This window comes from Neolewinella agarilytica, from assembly GCF_900110645.1.
Lineage (GTDB): Bacteria > Bacteroidota > Bacteroidia > Chitinophagales > Saprospiraceae > Neolewinella > Neolewinella agarilytica.
This window is the reverse complement of sequence record NZ_FOFB01000005.1, coordinates 89,673-110,081: the sequence shown is the minus strand read 5'-3', so window position 1 is coordinate 110,081 and position 20,409 is coordinate 89,673. Positions and strand designations below refer to the sequence as shown.

The 20,409-nt window shown below is 52.1% G+C and carries 16 protein-coding genes; 6 read left to right on the top strand and 10 right to left on the bottom strand.

Annotated elements, in window-relative coordinates; all coding sequences use genetic code 11:
- Positions 1-52 precede the first annotated feature (52 nt).
- The gene (locus BM123_RS06080) at positions 53-1,174 is read left to right on the top strand and encodes an NHL repeat-containing protein (RefSeq protein WP_175489265.1); all 1,122 of its coding nucleotides are present in this window, start codon (positions 53-55) and stop codon (positions 1,172-1,174) included.
- On the opposite strand, the gene BM123_RS06075 is transcribed toward BM123_RS06080, so the two are convergent.
- Positions 1,175-2,140: a hypothetical protein gene (locus BM123_RS06075; RefSeq protein WP_090166339.1), complete on the bottom strand. Its 966-nt coding sequence runs from the start codon at positions 2,138-2,140 to the stop codon at positions 1,175-1,177.
- A gap of 9 nt (positions 2,141-2,149) precedes the next feature.
- Complete coding sequence (locus BM123_RS06070; RefSeq protein ID WP_090166337.1) at positions 2,150-2,515, bottom strand: CoA-binding protein; 366 nt, start codon at positions 2,513-2,515, stop codon at positions 2,150-2,152.
- A gap of 91 nt (positions 2,516-2,606) precedes the next feature.
- Here BM123_RS06070 and BM123_RS06065 point away from each other — a divergent pair, with 91 nt between their 5' ends.
- From BM123_RS06065 to BM123_RS06055, 3 genes are all read left to right on the top strand, one after another.
- Positions 2,607-3,710 (top strand): hypothetical protein, encoded by a 1,104-nt coding sequence (locus BM123_RS06065; RefSeq protein WP_090166335.1) that lies wholly within the window; start codon positions 2,607-2,609, stop codon positions 3,708-3,710.
- The gene (locus BM123_RS06060; protein WP_090166333.1) at positions 3,710-4,645 is read left to right on the top strand and encodes an AAA family ATPase; all 936 of its coding nucleotides are present in this window, start codon (positions 3,710-3,712) and stop codon (positions 4,643-4,645) included. The genes BM123_RS06065 and BM123_RS06060 overlap by 1 nt, the downstream gene beginning before the upstream one ends.
- A 232-nt stretch (positions 4,646-4,877) precedes the next feature.
- Positions 4,878-9,641: a hypothetical protein gene (locus BM123_RS06055; RefSeq protein WP_090166331.1), complete on the top strand. Its 4,764-nt coding sequence runs from the start codon at positions 4,878-4,880 to the stop codon at positions 9,639-9,641.
- Positions 9,642-9,762: 121 nt separating this feature from the next.
- Here the strand turns inward: BM123_RS06055 and BM123_RS06050 are convergent, their stop codons facing one another.
- The 6 genes from BM123_RS06050 to BM123_RS06025 all read right to left on the bottom strand — a co-directional run bounded on the left by BM123_RS06050 (position 9,763) and on the right by BM123_RS06025 (position 17,005).
- Positions 9,763-10,569 (bottom strand): MOSC domain-containing protein, encoded by an 807-nt coding sequence (locus BM123_RS06050; protein ID WP_090166329.1) that lies wholly within the window; start codon positions 10,567-10,569, stop codon positions 9,763-9,765.
- A 93-nt stretch (positions 10,570-10,662) separates the two neighbouring features.
- Complete coding sequence (gene lysA, locus BM123_RS06045; protein ID WP_090166327.1) at positions 10,663-11,916, bottom strand: diaminopimelate decarboxylase; 1,254 nt, start codon at positions 11,914-11,916, stop codon at positions 10,663-10,665.
- A gap of 176 nt (positions 11,917-12,092) precedes the next feature.
- On the bottom strand, positions 12,093-12,869 hold the full coding sequence (locus BM123_RS06040; RefSeq protein WP_090166325.1) for an SDR family NAD(P)-dependent oxidoreductase: 777 nt from the start codon (positions 12,867-12,869) through the stop codon (positions 12,093-12,095).
- Between the two features lie 49 nt (positions 12,870-12,918).
- Complete coding sequence (locus BM123_RS06035) at positions 12,919-13,269, bottom strand: hypothetical protein (RefSeq protein WP_090166324.1); 351 nt, start codon at positions 13,267-13,269, stop codon at positions 12,919-12,921.
- Complete coding sequence (locus BM123_RS06030) at positions 13,266-15,440, bottom strand: bifunctional alpha,alpha-trehalose-phosphate synthase (UDP-forming)/trehalose-phosphatase (protein WP_090166322.1); 2,175 nt, start codon at positions 15,438-15,440, stop codon at positions 13,266-13,268. Before BM123_RS06030 ends, BM123_RS06035 begins: the two co-directional genes overlap by 4 nt.
- 161 nt (positions 15,441-15,601) lie before the next feature.
- Positions 15,602-17,005, bottom strand: coding sequence for a hypothetical protein (locus BM123_RS06025; RefSeq protein ID WP_139211784.1), 1,404 nt, complete (start codon positions 17,003-17,005; stop codon positions 15,602-15,604).
- A gap of 344 nt (positions 17,006-17,349) precedes the next feature.
- Between BM123_RS06025 and BM123_RS06020 the strand changes: the two genes are divergently transcribed.
- Positions 17,350-18,315: an SPFH domain-containing protein gene (locus BM123_RS06020; protein WP_090166318.1), complete on the top strand. Its 966-nt coding sequence runs from the start codon at positions 17,350-17,352 to the stop codon at positions 18,313-18,315.
- A 101-nt stretch (positions 18,316-18,416) separates the two neighbouring features.
- Complete coding sequence (locus BM123_RS06015; RefSeq protein WP_090166316.1) at positions 18,417-18,989, top strand: AAA family ATPase; 573 nt, start codon at positions 18,417-18,419, stop codon at positions 18,987-18,989.
- Between the two features lie 15 nt (positions 18,990-19,004).
- On the opposite strand, the gene BM123_RS06010 is transcribed toward BM123_RS06015, so the two are convergent.
- Together BM123_RS06010 and BM123_RS06005 are read right to left on the bottom strand one after the other, a co-directional pair.
- Positions 19,005-19,316, bottom strand: coding sequence for a low molecular weight protein tyrosine phosphatase family protein (locus BM123_RS06010; protein ID WP_090166314.1), 312 nt, complete (start codon positions 19,314-19,316; stop codon positions 19,005-19,007).
- A gap of 5 nt (positions 19,317-19,321) precedes the next feature.
- Positions 19,322-20,362, bottom strand: a complete 1,041-nt coding sequence (locus tag BM123_RS06005) for a hypothetical protein (RefSeq protein WP_090166312.1) — start codon at positions 20,360-20,362, stop codon at positions 19,322-19,324.
- Between the last annotated feature and the right edge of the window lie 47 nt (positions 20,363-20,409).

Genomic DNA, 20,409 nt, shown 5'->3' with positions numbered 1-20,409 from the left:
CCCCTGCCCCAAACTGTTCAGCCGTAATTTGTGCAACGCAAAACAGTTGATCATGATCGGAAGAAGAAATTTCCTGCAAACAAGTGCCACAACCGCAACCGGACTACTGACCATCCCCCTATTTGCTATCGGCAATAAACAACTGGCGCCCGACGAATCTATCATCGGCCAGGGTGATTTCCGCTACCGCGTACATAAAGACTGGGCCAAAATCAATCCCTTCAACACCTTCATCGATAATTGCCACGAGATGGTCGTCGATCGTAAAGGCCGTCTGATTATGATCGGTGATGACCCGCGAAACAATATCATTGTTTTTGACCGCTCGGGAAAGATCGTCGACAGCTGGGGCACCTACTGGCCCGGAGGACACGGACTAACCCTGATGGATGAAGGCGGCGAAGACATGCTCTACGTCTCAGAAAGCGGTTGGGCCAGAAGTCAGGCCGACGGCAAGTCCATGATCCGTCAAAGTGGATTCGTCGCTAAAACAACCATTAGTGGCAGATTACTTTTCACCATCAGCCACCCCATGACCGTAGGTGCTTACACCCCAGAAATGCTGTTTCAGCCCACCGAAACCGCCGTTGCCCCAAACGGAGATATCTACGTGGCGGACGGTTATGGCTCTGATTACATCCTCCAGTACGATGAGTATGGTCGCTTTATCCGCAAGTTTGGCGGGCACGACAATGCCGATAAAAACTACAACCTCAGCAGCGCCCACGGCATCGCCATTGATCATCGGGATCCTGCGGGGCCCCGGTTGATGGTTACCAGTCGCTCGGCCAAATCTTTCAAGTACTTCACCCTGGAGGGAAAATGGATTAAAACGGTTAACCTGGCAAACCTGCAGGTTTGCCGCCCCGTCATTCACGGCAAGCAAGTCTACAGTGGTGTTTGCTGGAGCCACAACTTTGCCGAAGCAAAAGTGGATAAACCCTGGCTCGTGCAATCGGGCTTCACGATGGTTATGGACGAAAATGACCGGGTAATTTCCTGCCCCGGCGGCGAAGCACCGATCTATAAAAACAAGCAGCTACAGCCCGTTGCGCAAGACGCGCAAAAGACCTTCTTCAACGGCCACGATGTATGCGTAGACGGGGATGACAACGTTTACGTCTGCCAGTGGAACGGCAACCGGACGCCACCGGTAAAGCTGGAGAGGGTCTGATTACCCCTGCTCTTTTAACTTCCCCTGCACCTGCGGCCGCGCCTCCACTGAGCTGGCCGAACGTACCCGAATAATCGTCCACAGAGCCAGCGGCACAAAAACGTGCGGTAAACGAATAATAACTTCCGGAATCCACTGCGTAATCAAGGTTTGGCTATCCACCAGTCCGCCGTAACTCCATAGCCTGGCCAGTGTGGTTAGTATCGCCCACGGAATGATCCAGCCCAGGGCAACAACCCAGGCTTTTTTCCAGGGCAGGAGTAAAAGCCCCGCAGCCAAAAAGTCAAGAATCCCCACCAGCAAGAGCATACTCCTGGCAGCGGACTCCCCTACCCCCAGCCCGGACTGCGTCATCAACACAAAGTTCGCGGGCACGGGGTGTACGCCCGCCGCATAAAAACCATGCCCGATAAAGGTAAGCGCGATTGCCAGCCGAATCACCCACAACAAGCCTTTTCCCTCCCGCTGACCGGGCGCTGCCTTATGGCCTGACCTGCCAAATTCATTGACAAGCAGGACAAAAAACCAAAGCGGAAGAGCGATCATTTGCAAGCTATGCTCCAACAGGTTGCCTGCTTGCCAAAAAGCTTCTTTAAAATTGAGAAAATATTGGATGAGTAAAAAAAACCAAGCTGCAACAAACACCAACTTCGCAAAAGGAAGCATCCTTTTGAACGATTTAAACCTGTTGGCCAGCAGGATCATCAAACCAGTAGCCGTAAGAAACGCTCCAATTGAAAAATCAATCACATTGATCCACTGATCTACCCTTGCGGAGGTCACCCATTCTTTCCAGGTAAACCCAAACATATGAGCGAACCAGGTCCACCAACTGGCATCCCAGAAGAGCGCTCGGAGGGGAAGATCGTGCAGCATCCCGCGCAGTCCCATACCGATGAGGACACCGGCCGCTGCCAGGCGAAGGTAATTAGCTGCTCGTGGTGGGATATACTTTTGGGGGGCCATAAATGAATGTCAATACTGTCCGCTACCCAGCATGACCAGCGTACAGGCTACAGTAGTTTCAATACCGGCCTCCCGGGCCAGCTTTGCCAACTCAGGGTTTTCCGTTCCCGGGTTGAAAATAATCCGGCGGGGTTTCAGGCCGATGATCCAGTCGTAGTAAGGAGGTTGTCGTTTAGGCCCAACATAAAGGGTAACCGTCTCCACATCATCTCGTGCAGGCATTCCATTCAGGATTTCCTGCCCGGCCAACTCTCCCTGCTTGATGCCCACATTAATAATGTCGTGGCCATGGCGCACCAGTTTGTTTGCGGCCAGATAGGCGTAGCGCTCCCGGTTGGGCGTGGCGCCTAAAATGAGGGTCTTATTCTTTTTCATGAAAGCGTAACGTTTTGGGGCATCACATGGATTAATACACGATATATGCATAAACATCGTATTTTGCCTCGACCACCAGTGAAAACAGCTCATGCCCTCCCCATTTGAGGAGATCGTTAATAAGATAGGTGACACCCCGATGATCGAGGTGATCGAAGAGCTACGCGAGCTGGTGTCCGTTAGCTATCCGGCTTTTCTGGCGGAGGTCCTTGCTTTCGCTGCTGAGCAGAACGACATCGACGAAAAAACAGAGAACAGAGCCTGGACGCCTGGCTATGAAGGCCCCGCCCGCCGGCAACTCATCATTGATGTGATGAATCTGATCGAGCGGATAGAAACCCGACAAGACGATCATGAGCCCAGGCAAAAGCAGGCCGTGGACAAATACCACGCCTACGCGGTCAACCGTCATGATCAGATGGACGGCCTGACAAAGCACAAAAAGGAAGGCGGGATCTGCCAGTACTACATTCTACAAGGCAACGAACTGCACGAACACGAGCATTTTTTCCACCGGGTTGCCCGGGAATTAATGGGCTGTTACCGGGATGTAGACAACCCACTTTTGCGTAACGAATCGAAGGTGGAAATGCTTACGCCATACTTTGTCCCCTTGAAACGGGATGAAGAAGCTTACCGCAAAGCTCTACTTCAGAAGCTTTACGATAAAGCGGGCATGGATGCCAACGCCCATGCCCCGCTGCTCGAAAAAGACATCACCCATTTTTGGAAGCAAGGCCCCAGAACCGCTAACCTCGGCTCCGGTGATTACATCTGCATCTTCTTCCAATTAGATGATCCGTCTTACGATCCGGACACCGCCGTGAATACCGTCAACTGGTTCATTGACTATATCGAAAAAGCGCCCCTGCCGGAGGACGCCCCACGGCTGCTCATCTTCTTTTCCTTCGAATTTGATGAAGACGATGAGGACGAAGCACGCGATGTTCGGGATGCCATCGGTATGATTCCCCGGGCAAAATCAATTCCCGAATTTGAGAAAGTTGGTAGCCGCGATGTAATCCGCTGGCTCAAAACCTACCGAAAACTTATTGATCCCATCCACCCTAAAATTTGGGTAGAAGGAGACGAAGACGATCCCGTACGCTTTCAAAAAGGCCGGGATTATTACATGGCGGACATCAACCCCGTCCTTCAGCAATTGATCAAAGACTATAACAAAAAACAAGTCTGATGGCTTTCAATATCCGCAACGCCCGGCCGGCCCCGTTCCGCGCCAGCAACTACATTCTGACCGACGAGGTAAAAGCGGCCGTGGAAACGGCCATTGCGCTCGGGCAACCGCTGCTGGTTACTGGTGCCCCGGGCACCGGAAAAACAGAGTTAGCCTACAAGGTTGCCGCTGACCTGGCGGCTGATAACAATAAGCATGGGCTGAATTTCGGGAACGAACCACTACAGTTCAACACCAAAACGACTTCGGAGGCCCGGGACCTTTTCTACACTTACGATGCACTCGGCCACTTCCGGGCAGCCAACCTGAAGGATCAGGGAATAGACGCCAAAGTGGAAAACTACCTGCAACTGCAGGCCCTTGGCCTGGCCATTGCCCGTAGTAAAACCGGTGCAGCGCCCGCTAACGCCCTCAACGGAGAAAGTTATGAAGGAGCCAGTAGCGTAGTGTTGATCGACGAGATTGACAAAGCACCGAGGGACCTCCCCAATGACCTGCTCAACGAAATCAAGCACAATCGTTTCGAAATTCGCGAGCAGGGCAATCGAAGCCTGACCGCCGGACAAGACCGCAGTATCGTCGTCATCATGACCTCCAACTCCGAAAAAAACCTCCCCAATGCTTTCCTGCGGCGCTGTGTTTTTCATCACATCGAATTGCCGGATGAAGCAACGCTGCTGAAAATTGCCAGGGCTCAGATCAGAGAAGACCATGGCTTTAAAGACCAAGAGCTGCAGGACCTGATCGGGCGCTTCACGCAGGTGCAGGGGATGGACTTGCGCAAGAAACCGTCTACCGCCGAAATGATCGCCTGGCTGCGGATGATATCCGTCCTCGGCCCGGATGGAGACGTTAACCAGCAAGGACTAAACAACCTCTCCCTCCTCGTCAAAACGGAGGAGGACCGACGGAAGATTAAGGAACGCTTTGGGTAACATAAATCATTAAATCATGTCCCCTCAGCAAAAAACGCGAAGCGTTTTCCCTGTCCCCTCCCCCGTGGGGAGGGTTAGGGAGGGGGTTTAAAAAACAACCATCACTCCACAGTCCCACATCCTCCCCCTCGGAGAGCTATTCTCCCGCCTCGAAGCCGTTGGCTTTGATCTGTCTCCGGCCGACCGGCTGAGGGCCTGGAGGCTGCTGTCCGTTACGGAGGCGAAGGAGTGGATGACGCCACAAAGCCTGGCAGACTTTGGAAAGCGTCTTGGCCCCGTACTCTGTCGTAGCGGGGCGGAGCAGGAAATGTTCAAGTCCGTTTACAGTACCTACGTAAAGGAGTTGACAACACTGCCAACAGTAGTTGAGCGTCCGCTTACCCGGGAAGAAAAGTGGTACGACAGGTTCCTGGTGGAGAAGTGGGCCCTGGGGCTCATTAGTCTGTTATTGGGGGGAATGCTGGGGATCTATGTTGTCAATAAACTGAATACTCCCCTCGAGGTAGAGGTTGTCGCTGAAATCATTGGTCCTACTGAGGTAAGAGAAGGAGAAGAAAGAAATTTCTACAACAACAGCATTTTTCCGGGTAAAGACAGTTCTTCGCTTGAATGGGAGTGGCAAATCATAAACGATCAAACCTTAGAAGTTCTCAAGACAGATAGCAGTCACTGGACACTCTCTACCACCATTTTACCTTCCAGGGAAGGTGAAAATACGCGTCAGGTAAACTTAACGGTCACTGATCCGACAACCGGAGCTACGGCAAATGCGACTCATTCTTATCGTGTCAACTGTGCTACTCCACCGCCAATTATCACCATCCTTACTCCCAGAGAGTCAATAGAAATTAACGAATCGGAAGAGGCCAACTATTTTCTCGCCCAATTTGATTCGCTCGAACTGGCGAATTTAGGCTACACCCGCGACGACTTCAATTACCAATGGTTTCTGGATGGAACGCCGAGCGCTGACTTTTCTAATTGGTTATTTCAGCCAGAGCTGGAACCAGGAAAAACCCACGAGATTAAACTGAACGTCGGCACGAAAGCTAATCCGGATTTCTGCACCTCCAATTTCACCATTAACTACGCGCTGGAGCAGACCCGTGTCATCCTCCCCATCTACAACTACCAGCCCGTTCAATACGAGCACATCGCTGGTTTCCGTCCCTGGTGGCCACTGACCCTGATTGCCCTTTGGATAGGTGGCTTATTTTGGAGCTGGCGCCGTTGGAAACAAGAAATTGAGCGCAAGAAGGCGGAAGCCCGGGCGGCCGAGAAAAAAGAAAAAGAAGAGCCTGGCATAACACCTGCTCCTGATGCGGCCCCCTACACCATCCCCTGGATCAGTCAGGAGAACCGCCTGCCGCTGGAGCCCAGTCAACTCGCGCTGGCCCGGGCCATGCGCCACCGGGCGGGGAGCACCGGCAGGAAAGAGCTCGATGCCGCAAAGACCCTAAAGGCCACCATCGCCAGTGGCGGCTTCCCGGAAGCCCGGTTTAACGTGCGGGAGCGCGCCGGTGAATACGTCCTGCTGATCGACGAAGTCGATGGCCTCAGCCATCAGGGCCGCCTCTTCAAGCGTCTGGCCAAAGAACTTACCCGCCGGGATGTCTACGCCGAAGTCTTCTACTACCAGGGCCAGCTCAACCGCTGCTGGAACGAACAGGAACCTCACGGCCTGAACGTAGAAGACCTGGCCGTTCGTTTTGGTGGCCAGCGTCTGCTGGTCATCGGTAGCGGACACGATTTTCTTGACCACCACGCCAGTGAAAAGCCCGGGCTGACGCCCAGACACGAAGAATGGCTTAAAGCCTTTCCCGACCGGACCTTGCTAACGCCCGTGCCACCCGTCGCCTGGAGCTTTGAGGAAAAGGTATTGCACCGCCATTTCAGCCTGTTCCCGGCGGATAGCCGGGGCATTCTTGAAGCCGCTGCGGAGGTCACGGACGGCACCTCTGATGATCAACGCGACTTTGAGACGCACGAAGCTCGTCAGCTAAAGGGCCGTAACGACAAAGACCCCAGTCATATCCGCTGGCGCAGGTCAAGTGATCTGAGCAAGTATTTTGCCGGACGCCCTGATTTGTTGCTCTGGGCAAGAGCACTGGCCGTCCACCCCTCTCCCAACTTCGACCTCACGGTGGCCATCGGCCGGGCGCTGGAGCCTCACGGTGTGATCGTCAACCATGACAACTTACTGGAGCTTAGCCGCTGGGAAACCCTTAATCACGGCCATTTCCGCCGTCGCCTCCGGGAGGAGCTGTTAAAGGAACTAACCCTTGACCGAGAGGCGGAGCTTGCCGCCCGCGCCGCCCTGGCTGAACAACTCCGCAAGGCGCAGCCCGCTGCCAGCGGCGGCTTCGCCGCCCGCGAACTGGAGAATGTGCTGGCGGTGCAAACCTTTGCCCTGGATCACAGCAATACGGAAGCGAAGGCGGAAATCGCTAACCTCATTAAAGCGGATGCACTTGACCCCGACCTGCTCGATACGCTCAATCGGGAAGTAGCCTTAGAGTTTGAGCGGCCCGCTTTAATGAAGGATCCTTTCCAAAGCTTCGAAGAAAATTTCGCGCAAACTTTGGAAGAGATTAGCCCACCCGACTACCGGGACGATGGCCCCGAAGGTTGGTGGGAATTACGGAAAAAACTTGAAACCGCCAGTGAGAGCTATGAATTAAAAGAAATTCTTCAGCTACTAAAACGTGACATACCATCTACATTTAAAGGTTTTGCAGAGCAGTCTCTCCAGCTTGCGGAGCGGCTAGATTCTCAAGGCACAACCTTTGATGTAGAATGGTTCTCTAATGGTGTTACTCCGCAGGTAAGTGCTTTGCTCGACGACATCCGCCATAGCCAGGAAGTATGGACAAGCGAAACTGACCTAAAGAACTTCACAGCAGCAACGGCCGTTGATCGAATGATTTCTACGGAACGGTACGGCGCTACTCTTCCTTATTTTCAGCGCAGGCTTGGCAACACTGCTCCCGATGGTTTCGATGACCGGCTAGCAACGCTGCGAGAGTTACTTGACAAGCATCAACAAAATCAGTCGCCACCTCCTCTGGAGCAAAAAGTTGTCAAGAAAGCTGCTACCAATCCTCTGGCGGGCAACTTCTCCAAGAGACTATTGGTGAGCAACATCACGAAGCTCGCCGAAGACATCGACCAGCTCGAAAAAGAGCGACGCGAGCAAGGCATATTCTCCAACACCTCCTCCGCTTTCAGCAATATGGGCGAAAGCATCTCTGCCCGGGCGGAAACCCCTGACCTGGACACCTATTTTGCCGACGCTACTCCCCCACCCACCGAAGAAAAATCTGCTGAAGAGAAGGTAGCCGAAAAAGTTCCCCGCCCCGTGTGGTGGCCCGTTTTAGCGGCGATCAGTGGCTTGCTGTTGTTCCTCTTATTTATCTGGCTATACCCGAAGCACAATACAGGAGAACTGTACTTCGGGCCAAAGACAAAGCAAAGTTGGCTCGTCAAAGAAAAACCTCCGAAAGAGCAGGCCGTATTGAAGCATCAGGAGGCTGTTGCCAGTTTCCAGGCCGGTAACATCGAAGAAGGGATAGCTGCCGCTCGCGAAGCTGATGCCGCCTCTTCAGATTCAGACCCCGTCCTATTATTGAATGTCCTGACGGCCGTTTACAATTATTACGCAGAGCGTTACAATGATCCGTCCAAGATCAAGGGGTCTCCGGACACAATGATCTGGGATATTCTATATGAAGGAACCAATTATTTTGGTTCATACGAAGAGCTAGTAGGGAGGAACCGCTCATTAGACTATGAGCCCCTCGGCCGGATGAATAATAACTACGAACACTTACAGGCCCTGGTAGATGAAGATTATGCCGTCTTTAATGAGACGCCCATCAACTACGATGATCCTGCATCTCCACTTGCTCAATCATTCTACTCCCTTAAAGAGTCCGGTTATTTTGATACCCTCTCCTACCGGCCGAATTTATTGACCATAATCAGCAAGGAGAAAAGCAGAATTGTCGATTTTACCGTTAAAGAACTTTCGAATAACCGGCGAGGGCTGCATATATCTGCTATCATCTTTCTTTCCGAATCTCAACAACGGGAAGGGACGGAGCTCATTATCGGGCTAAAAGACAACAATGGACAGGTCGTCGACGAGAATACCTTGCTTTATTCCCTGGATCAGTCTGAGGAATGGAGGATAGAATATGACTTTCTTAATGAGAATATTCGCGGGAGAACGGATTCTGTAGTTCTGGTTCTGGCTATACCCGGCGCAGACTCTATAATTGATCGTCGCATAAAAGAATTCAATTACCGTTGGCCCCTCACCATCGGGCAGACTCAGGGCGTTGGTAACGCACCGCCTCCGGAGCGGGAGCAGCAATCCTCCCGGGACACAGCAAGTATTGGGAATGCAACACAGCAGGGTCCCCCAAGGGAAAATTCAGGCCTGCCAACGATGCCCGATGGGAGCTTGTTCTTTATTCCAAAGCCATTTTCACTCTACTTTGGCTCAAACGACCACAATGGCAAAACACCATACTCTGTAGAAGATTTTGCCAGGCTGCTGGAAGATTCCGGTGATCGTATCGTAAACAAGTCTGGCTATCAACGGCAGAGCATTGCCGGTAGTGCGGCCGTACCCAACTGGACGAACCAGGGAGACAAACTTCGGGAACTAAAAAGATCTTTAGAAGAGAACTGTAATGCAGGCACAGAAGTACGAATAAGCCTTCAAGTTCACGCTCCTGGCAGTGACGCTAAGAATACGGCTATGCTCAAGGGCTGGGAGAATCTTTTCCAACTAGCCATTCGAAATGACCCGGACTTAAAAGACTGTATAAACAACCTGGCATTGATTAGTATTGAGAGCCTGCCCGTAATTGCGGAAGAATACCCCATTGGCAGCAATGGTTACCGGCTTTCAGAAGAAGATTACCGGGTTAGAAGGCTTTATCGAATGGACGTAGAAGTTAAGCAAGTAAGTGCTTCAACGGAGGAATAACGGGTAGATCATCCCGGCATACGCGCGCTCCGCGCGCGGCCGGCCAAAGCGGCTTCCAGCCGCGCTATCCATTTGTAGCGCGTGCTGAGCACGCTTCGGCCCGTCGCTGCCGGAGGCAAGCTTACGCCGGTGGCGTAACAGTATCTCCCACCTGGAGCACGCCCTCTCCCCCTTCCCAACATCCGTTCATCCCGAACATCACCTTGTTACCCACTTTCCGGTAGCGGGAGAGTTCGGCCAGCACGCGGAGGTCCTTCTCACCCGTTTCGGGCTGGATGGTGACCATGATGCAGCGGGCGCAGGGCTTGGGCAGGCGGAAACGGTGAGAGCCAAGCTGGAGGGCTGTCCAGTCGTCTTCAGCCCAGGGAGTATCGGTGGAGACAACGATGTTGGGGCGGAAGCGGCGCTCGTCGAGAGAGGCTTCGCCGAGGCGGGAGGCAAGATCATCCAGGCTGGCCGTGTTGGTAATGAGGTAAGGGTAGCCATCGGCGAAGGAGACTTCCTCTCCCGCCTTCGCGTAGCGAGGGTCGACGGGGCGGACGTCTTCCGGGCCCATGTAGACAAGCCTTGCGCCAGGGATGCCGAGCGTTTCCGTCAACTGGTCCAGACCGGGTACATCGATCAGGCTGGCCTGAAAGTTATCATCCCAAACACTGACTTCGATGCGCTTTATCCCTTCCCTTGCACCTGCGACCGCGCCCAGTAATGCTCCGTCCGCAATGCGTCTGAATCGCAGCTCATCGCCCGCTACTTCCGCTGAAAAGAGGAGTAAGCCCGGCACCGCCCGGCAGGAAATGAACTGACCATTCTCTTCCACGAACATCCAGCGGCGGTCATCTTTGAAGCCACGGCCTTCGGGTGTCAAAGTCTGGGCAGACTGACCTCCAAGGGATTTAACGGGATAGCAGTACAGCGAGGATACAAACATATTTACCACAAATTTTCACAGGTCAGGGCACAGATTATCACGGATTATCTGCGCAAATCTGTGCCCTGATCTGCGTGGATTTGTGGTAGAACTTTAAGCCGGCACCGTACTCTTCAACACATCCACCTGCACCTGAGTGCCCAGCAGGTCTTCCATCGTTTCCCGACGGCGGATGAGGTGCGCCTGACCTTCGTAGATCAACACCTCCGCTGGCCGGTAGCGGCTATTGTAATTGCTGGCCATCATGAAGCTGTAAGCACCGGCATTGGCCATCGCCAGAATGTCACCCTCGCGAACTTCGTTTAACTGACGGTTCACACCGAAAGTATCCGTCTCACAGATGTAACCTACAACGCTGTAAATCCGCTGTTTACCTTCCGGATTGGAAACGTTTACGATATGGTGGTAAGCGTCATAAAACATGGGGCGAATCAGGTGATTCAAGCCGCTATCAACGCCCGCAAATACAGAAGCTGTGGTGGTTTTAACGACGTTCGTGCGTACCAAAAAGGTGCCCGCTTCGCTCACCAGAAATTTGCCCGGTTCAAACATCAGTTCCAGGTCGCGGCCATATTCTGCGCAAAACTCGTTGAAGCGCGCGCCTAACTGTTCCCCCAGGTCTTCAATGTCAGTAGCAATACCACCTTCTTTGTAAGGTACCTTGAAGCCGGAGCCGAAGTCGAGATAATCCAGGTCCGGAAAATCAGCCGCTGCGCGAAGCAAGATTTCTATCGCCTGCAGAAAAACACCCGAGTCGTAAATGTCCGAGCCCGTGTGCATGTGCAGCCCTTCCACCTTCAGGCCAAGAGCATTGACCACTTTGAGCACGTGCGGAACCTGGTGGATGCTAATGCCAAATTTCGAATCAATGTGCCCCACACTGATTTTGCTGTTGCCCCCCGCCATAATGTGCGGATTGATGCGGATGCAAACCGGTACGTTCGGGTGAACGGCACCAAATTGTTCGAGGATGGAGATGTTGTCGATGTTGATGCGTACGCCATGATCGACAGCTTCCTGTACTTCCTCAAAGCTGACGCAGTTGGGCGTGTACAGGATATCATGGGGTGCAAAACCCGCCAGCAAACCCATTTCAACTTCCTGCACCGAAACACAGTCAAGACCACTCCCCCACTGTTGGAACAGACGCAGAACGTTGACGTTCGTCAGCGCTTTACAAGCGTAGTTAATCCGCAACCGTTTCACCTTACTGAAAGCTTTCGTCATTCGGTCATACTGCCGTTTCATAGTAGCGGCATCGTAGACGTAAAGAGGAGCGTTGAATTGATCAACGAGGCCGAGAATGTCGACGCCGTCAATTTGATAACGGCCTTCGGAAAGCTGCATCGTTTGGTTGTTTAATGATTTGGAGTTGCGTGTAAATACAGTGCGTTCGCCCCGAAGTTGCATTTTCGGGCGCTAAACGCAGGTGCAAAAGTAGTTTTTTAAAAGCAAGGCTTGCCAATCGAAACGAAAGACTTGTCGGACGGAGACGACTATTTCTCCGATTCCTAAGCCTCCGCCTATTTTTTCATCTGCATTTTTTTGACCATGCCCATGATCGTCCTCTGTGGCACAAAGGGTAAACCGCCCTTTAAAGCGAGCTTCAATACCGGCTCCGATATTATTTCCAATTTACCTGCCTCCATGGCTTGATAGCCCTTCCGGGCGGTGTAACGGGCGGAGCGGGCACCATCCATCAGGGAGGTATCTTCCAGATCAGCGACCTCTCCAAACTCCGTTTTAACGGCTCCCGGGTTCAGGGTGGTCACCGTCACCCCGGTGCCCTCCAGCTCAGCAGCGATCGCCCAACTGAAGGAATTAACGAAAGCTTTGGTCGCGAAATAAACAGCTTGCAGCGGCCCGGGCATATAGCCGGCAGTGCTGGAGGTTTGCAAAATCTTTCCCCTGCCACGGGCTACCATTCCGGGCAGGAACAGGTGCGTAAGTTTTACCAGGGCCTTCACGTTGAGGTCCATCATTCCGTTGATCAAAGACCAGTCCTGTTCGTGCAGCTTTCCATGACCGCCGAAACCGGCGTTGTTAAAGAGATAGTCTACCTCAATACCCGCCGTGGTCAGTTCATCAAAGATTTCCTGCCCGGCATTTTCTGCCGTCAGGTCTTTAGCGATGACCTTCACGCTCACGTCATGCTTGCTTTCCAGTTCGGCTTTAAGATCGTTCAACTCCTTCTCTCGACGAGCGACAATAACGAGATCTCTACCCTTCTCTGCGTGGATGCGCGCTAACTCTTTGCCAATGCCGGAGCTGGCACCGGTGATGAGGCCTACGTCTTTCATGGTTTTAATTTACCCTGAAACGTAGCCTGAAATGGATAGTTCAAAGAGTCTACAGCAGGTGTCGGCTCGTAGGGTTCTCCACTCGAAAGCGCTCTTTGACCAGACGATAAAGCCCGAGAAGAAAGACCAGAGCAAAGCCTCCTCTCACGAGTCCTGTAATGGAGAATACAACTGGAATATCCTCCATTGGTAAATCAAGGGTTGTTATGAAAACAGACAGAAATGGATTCAGCACTGATAACACCAGTCCACCGAGGCTGCCCACGACCATAAGGGAAGTCGCTTTCCCTGGATACCTTTTTTGGGCAGACAGGGAAATGACTAGCTCGAAAATCGCCAGTACCACCCAAAGAAGTCCGGTTAAGGACCCCATTAAGACGGGTAAATCGAAAAAATTCATAATAGCGATTTAAACATCTTCCGCACCTCTGACACCCCGGAAAGGCTGTAGCGCGCCGCCGTCCGATCCGGACCGACTTTGATGCTCACGCCCCATTCCGGCAGCGCCTTGAAAATGTCTTCGTCGGTGGCATCATCTCCGATGCCCAACACGAAGGCCCACTTCTGCCGTTGCACCCAGTGGCTGGTGGCTTTGCCTTTGTTCACACCGGCGTTTTTGATCTCAACGACCTTATTGCCTTCCAGCACCTGCAAGTCCTGATTCTGGATCAGATAGCTGAGCATATCCCGAAATTCCCGGACGCGCTTGGTGCCCAAATCCCGGTCGATGGAACGATAGTGCCAGGCCAGGGAATAATCCTTCTCCTCGATGAAAGAGCCTGGTGTACGGGAAACGAGGTTTTCAAGCAATTCTCTCACCTTCGGCATCCAACCGTCTACTACGTTGGGATTGAGCTGCCACTTACCGTTTTCTTTCATCCAGACACCATGTTCGGCGGCCATTTCCACGTCCAGGTGGCCTAGCCATTTCTCCAGGGTATCCCGATCCCGACCGCTGTTGATTACCACGTTGTTTTTGGGATCAGCAGCCAATCCGCTCAGAATCGAAATCACTTCCTCATCGGGGCTCACGGCCTGAGGGTCTTCGTGAAAATTCATCAGAGTACCATCATAGTCAATAAAGAGGAGTCGGTCTCCTGCATCTGCATAACTTGCCTTAACGGCCTCAAGCGAATCGCCTGAGAGGTGGGTGGTGTTCGCCATTTTGTTTTTGTCTTTCAGTTTATGCTGCTCCTTGATGAAGGTAGCTGCCCAATGCTTAACATCATATTGTTTTAGTTTCTCCTGCATGAGCTCCATGCGGGATCGCTGCTCTTCCGGGCTCATTTCAAGGGCCTCCAGTAAGGCCTCCTCGATATCCTGATGGCTTTGTGGATTAACCGTTATTGCGCCATCATTGAGCTCATAGACAGCACCGGCCATTTCACTCAGGATCAAGACTCCTTCTTTAGAATCCTCTTTGGCGGCAATGTATTCCTTTGCCACCAGGTTCATTCCGTCCCGCAAGGGGGTAATTAGTGCGATGTCCGCCTCTTTGTAGAGGGTCGTTAGCGCAGCAAAATTGAGTGAACGGTAGTAGTAATGAATCGGCATCCAGTCGAAGGTTCCGTATTCTGAGTTCACCTGGCTTACCAGTACATCCACTTCTGCTTTCAGGCTCTGGTACTGATCGACGTTAGCCCGGCTCGGGACAACAATCATGATCAGGTTAACCTTACCGATATACTCCGGGTTATTGCGGATAAACCGGCCGAAGGCCCGTACGCGATGCGGAATTCCCTTGGTGTAGTCCAGTCGGTCAACGCTCAACACAATCTTCCGGCTGGCGTGCAGCCGGCGAATTTCCCCACTGCTTTGGTCGCTGGCAGCATCCACGTCAGGGTGTGCGTATTTGTCGTAGTTGATCCCCATCGGGAATACATCGACGTTTACTTCCCGCTCGTCGATCTGAAGACGGCCGAACTTGTGCTCATGGCCCGTAATCCGGTAAGCAGCGGACAGGAAGTGCCGCATATATCCGAAGGTATGAAAACCAATCTGATCCGACCCTAGCAAACCGTCTAAGATCTGCTTGCGCCAGGGTAGAATCCGGAAAACCTCGTAGCTCGGAAACGGGATGTGGAGGAAGAAGCCAATACTGATATTCGGGAATTTGGCCCGGATTAAGGCTGGCAGCAGCATTAATTGGTAATCATGGACCCAAACCATGTCATCCTCCCGGAGGTGCTTTTCCGTTTCCTGGAAGAACTTAAAGTTTACCTCCTGGTAGGCGTCCCACATGTCATCATTGTAGGCGGTGTATTCCGTGAAGTAGTGGAAGTGGGGCCAGATGGTTTTATTGCTAAAACCCTCGTAATAAAGGTCAATTTCCCGTTCGGTCAGAAACACCGGAGCCAGGCTTCGCTTGGCCAGATCGTTTCGAATTCCCTCTTTCTCCCACTCGTCAGCAATGTCCACTCCGGGCCAACCGATCCATAACTTGTTGTAGCTGGCATCAAGGGAGTTCAGGCCCGTAGCCAGACCTCCGGCGCTTGGGTGGTAATGAAGCTCACCCGCTGAACGATTTATTGTAATGGGTAAGCGGTTGGAAATAATAACAAGTCTGGACATAGATGTGTCTGGGTAGATGGGTGAGTTAGTAGAAGCCCGGACCAAATAAGCCAATAATAATTGGTAAAAAAGAAAACGGCCGGACCTTTATTAAGGAACCGGCCGTTTTTTTTGATGTTCGGAGTTTCAATCGCTTTTTCACGACCAAACCTCAACTACTCTTATTCTTCAATTTTCTTCTTTCGTGGCGTTTTAAAGAATTCTTTGAGTTGCTTCTCCGTCATGAAGCCGTAATCCTGCCAGGTAGCCATCGTAGTTTTCTTAATATCACGATAGTCTTTACCCCGCTTATTGGTGTGAACTTTGATCAAATCTTTGGTATACTTCCGTGCCAGAGCGCGCAGTTGTTGGTTAAAGCTCTCGTTGCCGAAAATTTTAATGTAGGCAGGGAACTGCTTACCCGTGATTTCAAACCACTCCATGTAGTCTCGCTCGTTCGTTCCAAGACCTTTGGCCAGCTGACTGAAATAACCGTGAATAGTTTCCCGGATGTTTTCATTGAAGGGGCTAAGACCAGGGTGTTTGCCCTGTTCTTCCATAATGGCTTCGTGTACGTCGGGGTTAACGTAGCCGTCTCCGTGTATTTTATCTGTCAGGTTAAAGTAAGCGGAGAGGTCATCATCAATCGTCCGGTCAATAACATTACCGAGGCGCTGTTCCTGCTCCGGGCCGAAGGGGACTTCGCGGTTCTGCTTAAGCTCCAGGATAAAGGATAGAATAGCATTTGCCATTCCTTCGGGGTCTGCTTTGCGTTCGCGGTTAATGGCTTCCATAAACTCCGGCAGGCCTTCTTCACTCGGGGTAAAGTAAGCGCCGTAGATCGCCATTGGGCGAAGAATCTCCTTACGACCCGCAAATTCCGGACGGGTTACCATTGCGTGCAGCGTAGGCATCAGCGCATCATTGGGCAGATCTCCACTTACGCGGAAGAGCAAAAAGTCAATTAGCGCTGAGTTGTAGGTTGTTAGTTCAGAAGTAGTAACCGGGAAAGGAGCGTAGTGATAGTTCCGGTTACGGAACTGCTTGCGATAGCGACGTTCAATCCGGCGGCGACCTTCCATCGTCCGTGCATCACTGCTTCGCTGGGCCTGCAGGAACTGACGTACGCGTTTGCTGGGCACACCGTCTACCAGCCCCGTCACAAAAATATCGCTGCTTAGGGCAAAGCCACACTGAACACTCTGACCGATGCGGCTACTGAGCTGATCGAAATTGCTGTTGACAGCAATGGCCTTCAGGATAGTCCCGAAATGATCGTTCTGGCGGGCGTAGTAGTAATGCTCCGTTACCTCACCACGCAAGACAGCGTAGCCCAGGGCCCGGGGAAGGAACAAGCCTTCAAAGCGTTCATCAAGCAGATACCTTTCAAACGCCTCAATCTCCAGCGGGCTGTAATCAATCAGCTGCTGGTGCGCCTGTTCAATCTGGGGTTCAAACTCCAGTTTCAGCGCATCATAAAATTCATCTTCTTCCTCTTCCAGGAAGGTGGCCAGATTTGGGCTCGCCTGGATGGCCTCCGCAATGGCTTCCAGGTGCTGTTTGTAAGCATCGTTTAAATCGTACATGGTATCGTATTCTTGGTAAAAGAAAACCTGGTAATGCATCTTTCAGCATTACCAGGTTTGTCCACTCCCGTGAGTGTTCCGCAAATGTACGCTTTTGGCAAGAATATTGTTGCAAAGAAGATTCACTTTTGTTGGCGGGCGCGGACGCAGGTGCAAAGATTTGCGCAAAAAAGCAGCGGGCAGTTGTCCACTCCTTGCTTTCAACAACTTTCCCTGCACCTGCGTCCGCGCCCATTACTTTACTGTTCGTCGGCTTTCCATCCCGCTCCGTCGAGCCTCTCAACACCAGGTTCAACTTACTTCGCGGGTAAAACATTATATTGGCACAAATACACAGTAACATCATGGAATTACCCATTATTGGCATCATTGCCCTTTTCGCCTTTTTGGTTTTCAACGGCGCTTTTTACATCGTCAAGCAACAATCAATGGCCGTTCTCGAACGCTTTGGTCGTTTCAGCAGCGTTCGCGGCCCGGGCCTTCACTTTAAGGTACCCTTTATCGATCGGGTAGCGGGCAAAATGAGCCTTAAAGTCCGGCAATTGGACGTAAACGTGGAGACGAAAACCAAAGACAACGTTTTCGTTAAACTCAAAGTAGGCGTTCAGTACGTCGTTGGCGAAGACAGTGTGTACGATGCCTTTTATAAGCTCGCCAATCCGGACGAGCAGATCAATTCCTACATCTTCGACGTGGTTCGTGCCGAAGTACCGAAAATGAAGCTGGATGACGTTTTCGAGCGTAAGGACGATATCGCCAACGCCATTAAATCCGAACTTCAGGACGCTATGGAGAGCTACGGTTACAACATCGTCCGCGCCCTGGTAACCGACATCGACCCTGACGCTACCGTAAAATCTGCCATGAACCGGATTAACGCCGCCGAGCGCGAAAAACTGGCCGCCGAGTATGAGGCCGAAGCCGACCGGATCCGCATCGTCGCCAAAGCCAAGGCCGAAGCAGAATCCAAGCGCCTGCAGGGTCAGGGTATTGCCGATCAGCGCCGGGAAATTGCTAAAGGTCTGGAAGAGTCCGTAGACATCCTCAACTCCGTTGGTATCAACAGCCAGGAAGCTTCCGCTTTGATCGTTGTAACCCAGCACTACGACACCCTGCAGAGTATGGGCGAAAACGTAAACTCTAACCTGATCATGTTGCCCAACTCCCCTAACGCGGGCTCCGACATGCTCAGCCAGATGACCGCCAGCTTCATCGCCAGCCAGCAAATGGGTGAGCAGATGAAAGAGTCTACCGACAAACTCAAAGCCGGTAAGCAAAAGCAAAAGGAGAAGATTAAGTTGGAGCGGTAAAAAACACGTTGCTTTTTTTTAGACGCTACGCTTTTAGAAGATCGCTTCGCGATCTTGTAGACGGCTTCGCCTTTTAGGCGCGACCACAACCTAAACCAGAAATGATGAAGTTGGCCCCTAAAAGCGAAGCGTCTAAAGAAAGCGAAGCTTTCTCCATCCTCATAACCGGCCCCGAATCCTCCGGCAAAACCACCCTCGCCAGAGATTTGGCCTTTGCCCTGGATGGCCTCTACGTGGAAGAAGCTGCCCGTGCCTATTTGTTAGAACGAAACGGAGATTACTCCGCAGCAGATTTACCCGCCATCTGGCAAAAACAAAAAGAAGCCGAAGACGCCGCCCGTGCGACTTCGGCTTCTTTTGTGATCTGCGACACCGGTCCGGAAGTGATTCGAATATGGGCGGAGGTGAAGTACGGCAGCTGCCCGGAGGAGGTACTGCACGCTGCCAAAACCCGTCACTACGACCTGATCCTGCTCTGTTACCCGGACTTACCCTGGGAAGAGGATCCTCTTCGGGAGGCGCCGGAGGCAGAAGACCGGTTAATATTGTTCGAGCACTACCTGGCTGTTTTGCCAAAGGAACGTACGGTAATCATCGAAGGAGAAAATCGGCTGCGACAGGCACTGGTTTGTACCGCCGACTTCAGTCGGCGGAATCGGACGTTCGCCGACTGAAGTCGGCGGTACAAACTACACCACATCTTCCAACTCCGCAATCAGCTCCGGGTCCATGTATTTGTAGTTATCCGGAATGTCCAGCACGACGATGTTCTTGTGCTTGGTCAGGCGGGAGAAACGGGTGAGCAGGTAGCGTTCATGTTTGCGCTCCATCACGTAGATCGTGTCCGCCCAGCGGATCATCCCCTCGTTTACGCGGATGCGGGCATTGGAGGCAGTGCCGGCGGATTTCACGTCAAGATCGTCCCGTTTCCGGAAGATGGTTTCAGCGGTTTTGCTTCGCCATTGGTTGCGGGAACAGATAAAAAGAAGTTTACGGGGCATATAGATTAATCAATCACTTGCAGTGCCCCACGGAAACGGCCCTCGAGAACGGGGTCTCCGGAGATAGCCGCTGACGAAAAGTGGATTAAGAAATTCTCTCCCTGGGTTTCCACCGTAGCGGAGATTGTTTCTACTGACTCATCTGCTTCAGCAGTACCCGTAGTGAAGTTTAAGCCTTTACAGTAAAAGGCAGATTGTACCGTTTTACCATGAACTTCTTCCTGATAGGTACGCGACTCACCTCTCGCGGCCACCGTACCATCCAGCAATTCGCCATTACTGCTGACGACCAGCATCAGTAAGTCGCTGCTGCCAACGAATACATTATTCTCAACGATCTCTTCGGTAGAGAGGTAGAGGTAATACCAGAGTTCATTGGAGGGATGATTTTCCATCGGTAGCAGGTAAGCATAATTGAGGTCATGCTTTACCCCGTAGTATGAAAACTCATTAGGGCCCTGAAACAATTCAGGATTAGCAACTTCCTCTTTAGGCAAGGTGAGCGGGATAATCGGACCGACGTACTGCCCCTTCAAATCTTCCGCCTGGTATTCGGAACCGAAGTCAACATCAATGATATAACTGTCTCCATCTTCCTCAATTCTTAGCAGTCCCTGGCTTAAGCGACCGTTGTTGGCCTCCATTTGCTGCGGAAATTCCGTGGTTTCTTTACCGCCATAGCCCAGTACCCCGATCGCAGTATATCGATCCGCCCCTTCACGAATCAGTGGGTGGTTACCTACGATGCTGCTACCCCGGGTACGGAAATTGATCACGATCGCCTGACTGCTTCCCCGTAAATCATTGTTGACATAAACATCAGAGGATGTAAGCACCAGGTGATGGAAGTACTCCTCATCGAGGGATACTTTTTGACTGCTGATATAGGCATGATTAACGCTGTAATCCCGAACACGGAAGGTAAAGTTCGACGCTGTGATGGTGGGTTCTTCCACCATGGGAGGCTCTACAAACGAGGTGGAGACTTCTTCCGTACAGGCAGAAAAAAGGCCAACAGCAAGCAGAAAAAGGAGCAGAAAACGCATCTTAGGAGTGTTTAGGAAAGAGGAAAGCAGTGGCGCATCGCGCAGGT

What these genes read in the sequence shown, in the direction of transcription:
- BM123_RS06025 (WP_139211784.1), bottom strand. Translation starts at nt 17,005, where the DNA reads ATGTACGATTTAAACGATGCTTACAAACAGCACCTGGAAGCCATTGCG.
- BM123_RS06050 (WP_090166329.1), bottom strand. Translation starts at nt 10,569, where the DNA reads ATGTTTGTATCCTCGCTGTACTGCTATCCCGTTAAATCCCTTGGAGGT.
- BM123_RS06010 (WP_090166314.1), bottom strand. Translation starts at nt 19,316, where the DNA reads ATGCCCCGTAAACTTCTTTTTATCTGTTCCCGCAACCAATGGCGAAGC.
- BM123_RS06020 (WP_090166318.1), top strand. Translation starts at nt 17,350, where the DNA reads ATGGAATTACCCATTATTGGCATCATTGCCCTTTTCGCCTTTTTGGTT.
- BM123_RS06030 (WP_090166322.1), bottom strand. Translation starts at nt 15,440, where the DNA reads ATGTCCAGACTTGTTATTATTTCCAACCGCTTACCCATTACAATAAAT.
- BM123_RS06080 (WP_175489265.1), top strand. Translation starts at nt 53, where the DNA reads ATGATCGGAAGAAGAAATTTCCTGCAAACAAGTGCCACAACCGCAACC.
- BM123_RS06055 (WP_090166331.1), top strand. Translation starts at nt 4,878, where the DNA reads ATGACGCCACAAAGCCTGGCAGACTTTGGAAAGCGTCTTGGCCCCGTA.
- BM123_RS06040 (WP_090166325.1), bottom strand. Translation starts at nt 12,869, where the DNA reads ATGAAAGACGTAGGCCTCATCACCGGTGCCAGCTCCGGCATTGGCAAA.
- BM123_RS06070 (WP_090166337.1), bottom strand. Translation starts at nt 2,515, where the DNA reads ATGAAAAAGAATAAGACCCTCATTTTAGGCGCCACGCCCAACCGGGAG.
- BM123_RS06060 (WP_090166333.1), top strand. Translation starts at nt 3,710, where the DNA reads ATGGCTTTCAATATCCGCAACGCCCGGCCGGCCCCGTTCCGCGCCAGC.
- BM123_RS06015 (WP_090166316.1), top strand. Translation starts at nt 18,417, where the DNA reads ATGATGAAGTTGGCCCCTAAAAGCGAAGCGTCTAAAGAAAGCGAAGCT.
- BM123_RS06065 (WP_090166335.1), top strand. Translation starts at nt 2,607, where the DNA reads ATGCCCTCCCCATTTGAGGAGATCGTTAATAAGATAGGTGACACCCCG.
- lysA (WP_090166327.1), bottom strand. Translation starts at nt 11,916, where the DNA reads ATGCAGCTTTCCGAAGGCCGTTATCAAATTGACGGCGTCGACATTCTC.
- BM123_RS06035 (WP_090166324.1), bottom strand. Translation starts at nt 13,269, where the DNA reads ATGAATTTTTTCGATTTACCCGTCTTAATGGGGTCCTTAACCGGACTT.
- BM123_RS06075 (WP_090166339.1), bottom strand. Translation starts at nt 2,140, where the DNA reads ATGGCCCCCCAAAAGTATATCCCACCACGAGCAGCTAATTACCTTCGC.
- BM123_RS06005 (WP_090166312.1), bottom strand. Translation starts at nt 20,362, where the DNA reads ATGCGTTTTCTGCTCCTTTTTCTGCTTGCTGTTGGCCTTTTTTCTGCC.